Genomic DNA, 3,104 nt, shown 5'->3' with positions numbered 1-3,104 from the left:
AGGTTGATGGTGATCAGCGCACGGCCATCGAAGAGCGTCCGGCGCTTATTTTTTCAAGACGCAGGACCCTGCATGTGACCTTCGCCGAAGTGCAGTGGACGGCGGCCAAATGCGCGCAAGTGCTCGACAGCCGCGCCGAACGCGACCACTTCATGCAGGCCGTCGACCTCGGCCCGGTGCATTGCCAAACCGGTGGCGAGCATCTACTGACGGTCGAGCAGGGCAAACAGTGGCTGGCGGAGATCTCAACTGCCCCGGTCCAGCAGGCGCAAGCCGCACAAGACCGCGCGGAACATGAATCCGAGGCGCCGCCGGACGCCGTTCTATTGCCGCCGGTGCACGTCAGCGATGCACCCGCGCACGAACGTGAACCCTATCTGTGGGAGCAGCCGCGGCGCTTTCGCGAGGCGCACATTGGCGAGTTGCTCGGGCGGGTGCGCCCGGCTTATCAGGACGACACGTTGTTCCTCGTGGTGCAGGACGACCTCGGCGTGCTGCGCGATCTGGCCGAGTATCAAGACACCGTGGTCGGCTGGGTCGATGACTGGAGCAATGCCGACACCAACGAACGCGATTACCTGTTGGCCTGCTACATCGAGTCCCTGAGCCGGCTCAGTGCCGAGGATATCGGCAACCTGGCCGATGCCAGCGACGATCCGCGAGTCCAGGCGCTTTTTGGCGATTTGCAACAGTTGCCGGAACCGGATCGGGAGCAGACCCGCAACGCCTTGCTCGACTACCTGAACAAGGGCGGCAAGGTCGAGCCACCGGACGGCCCCGTGCCTCCGGAGCTGGAGCAGTTGCGCAAAGAAGCCCATGCCGAAGCCTTCAAACTCGCCAGGTACCAGGGCGCCACGCCCGACTTCACCGCGCACAGCCGCGCCAGTGACGAGGCCGACCACCGTTACTACGCTCGTCAACATTTCAAGGTCGCCCCCGACGATTTCGTCGAGCGTCACCTCGACACCTTGGTAAAACTCGGCCAAGCGCAAAACAAACGCATCGTCGATGTGCTCGAAGGCTCCAGCTTCAGTGGTAAGCGCGGGGTCAATGATTTCATCGACCGGCCTGCCATGGACAGCGCGCTGTTACAGCATCGCGACGACCTTGGCCGCTGGAACCGGATGCTGGATCGCATCACCACCGACCGCATCATGCTGGTGGGTGCCGGTCGTTTCCATCGTTCGGCCTGGTACTACGACGCGCAGGATCAACAGCAACTCCACCAGGCCCTCACCGCCGAATACGCCTGCCTCAAGGACATCTGCCGCAGCGACCACGCCAGTGAAAAGATGCTGGGCTATCTGGAAGAACACCCGGAACTGACCCGACCGCTGTTCTACACCTTGCCCCTGCGCCTCCAGCCGGAACGGGCCGCGCAATACGCCACGTTGTTCAACGCCGGCATGGGGGTGTTCAACAACCTGCCGCACTGGCTGGGCGAGTTGCAGAAAATCGAACCGCCCCTGCCGGCCCTCGACGATTTGCCCGAACACACCCGCGCCGTTGCCGACGCAGCCCAGCACAGCCTCAGCCCGGCGCTGAACCTAGGTCTGAGCCGGGCCTTGGAAGGCTTCGATCTGGCGAGCGAGAAAATCCCCGACCTCGATGAACTGTTCCGGCGCCTGCCCAAGGCGCTACCGGGGCGGATTCTCGACGCGGCAAAAACCACCGGGGTGACCTTCACCGTCTCCAGCCCGGCGGAACACGCGGCGCTGCAAAACAACCTCACGGAACTGCTCAGTGAGCGCGACTACCTGAAAACCCTGACCCGCGAACGCAACCAGATCACCCACAACAAAAATCGCCAGGGGCACAGGACAGCACGGGCGTTGGAATTGCAGGGTGAGATCGTTCGGGTGCGCGGGCAGTTGACGCAGCTCGAAGGCCGCTTGGCCGGGGCGCTGAGCCCGATTGCCGAACTGCCGGATCAGTCGGCGCGCCTGTACGGCGCGACGCCGGCTCGGGCGGGGGTGACGGTGGTGTTTCCACCGGCGCAGCAGCAGGAGGTGAGGAGTTTGCTGAAGGATATTCGGCTGGGGGTTAGCTCCGTGCCGAATGCGAAGTTGATTAGAAGCGAGGGGATGGGGTTGTTGGTGTTTTTGGTGCAGGGGGTGAATTTGGTTTCGGTGTATCGAGAGATGCAGAGCCAAACTGGTAACAAGCGAACATGGGCTCCCTTGGCCAATGCGCTGGCGGCTACCGGAGCTGCGGGATTCACCGCGGCTCAAAGCTTGGCAGACACCGCTTTGAAGGTTCGGAGCGCTGAACTCGTCGCGGGTCTTCAACACCATGCTTTGCAAAATGTGCATGTACAGATGGGCAAGATGCATGTTGGTTTGGGTTTCTTTACCTACCTTTTTGGTTTTGCATCCTCACTTTCCAGCTTCAATTCCCAACAGCAGAAATGGCAGCAGGCGACGCGTACCGGAGATCGCTCGGCACAGAATAGTGCAGCGCTTGCCACATTGGGTGCAAGCGGCATGACGGCTGCTAATGCCTATGGCTTGGGTCACACCTTGTATGCGGGGTATACCGTAGCGATTGCCAGAAACGCTGCAGCAAGAACGGCTGCCTGGGCCGCCGCAGGCACACGCCTCTCCACCGTGTTCTTCCGTTTCAACCTCGCGGGAGCGTTGTTCACCGTACTGGAACTGGGTGGCACCTGGCTGTACAACCGCTACAACCTTAGCGCTCACGATAAATGGCTGATAACCACGCCCTGGAGTCTGGATACGGATCATCGCGGCGACCATACCCTGGAAGAATATCAGCGCTATCTGGGCTATTTACTGAACGCCCCGTATGCGCAACTGGGCCCGAATGAGCATGACTCGTGGCTGAAAAGCTTGCTGCTGAAAGCCAAGCCCAGCGACATTCACTTGGTGCTGCCAAGGCTCAAGCTCAGTGATTTTCAGCCACCGTTGAGTGGACAACCGGCTCATCGTCTGGGGATCGGCGCCCACCGCATTGCCATTCCCCTCCACAGTCGTGGTGTACCGCGAGAGCGCAAGGACGTCATCAGCGAGGAAATCACGGATAACCTGCGCATCGTGCAAGCAGGACCCGACCGGCTGGTGCTGTGCCTGCAGTATCCCGTGGAT

Annotated in this window: 1 protein-coding gene; it reads left to right on the top strand. The window is 61.3% G+C overall.

All coding sequences use genetic code 11. The features are described 5' to 3' along the window. Window positions 1–74: 74 nt before the first annotated feature. Window positions 75–3,104: toxin VasX (locus tag Q7W83_RS14430; RefSeq protein WP_473656244.1), on the top strand; the 3,030-nt coding region annotated here is incomplete at its 3' end.

Source organism: Pseudomonas sp. 300 (genome assembly GCF_055803035.1).
This window is presented reverse-complemented; position numbering and strand designations above follow the sequence as displayed.